This is a genomic window from Tetzosporium hominis (genome assembly GCF_002265435.1).
GTDB classification, from domain to species: domain Bacteria; phylum Bacillota; class Bacilli; order Bacillales_A; family Planococcaceae; genus Chryseomicrobium; species Chryseomicrobium hominis.
In genome coordinates, this window is record NZ_NOKQ01000301.1 from 1 (window position 1) to 237 (window position 237).

A 237-nucleotide genomic window follows, 5' to 3' on the forward strand; every position below is an offset into this window, starting at 1 on the left:
ATCGTAAATCTCTTTCAAGACCGTGTAGGTCTCTTGCAGTGCCAAATCCCACCATAGCTGGGTTCGTTGTCCAAAGACAACCCCGATATCCTTGACATAATCTTGGCGATTGTCCTGAGGAATCTTGCCATTGATCCGACAATAACCCAATGTCGGCTTTAAAATCCCTGTCAACATTTTGATGGTTGTCGACTTCCCAGCACCATTTGCCCCGATAAAGCCTAAAATTTGGCCCTT

At 45.6% G+C, this 237-nt stretch carries 1 protein-coding gene; it reads right to left on the minus strand.

Annotated elements, in window-relative coordinates:
- A partial coding sequence (locus CF394_RS13525; protein WP_133079845.1) for an ATP-binding cassette domain-containing protein occupies positions 1-237 on the minus strand: 237 nt, incomplete at both ends.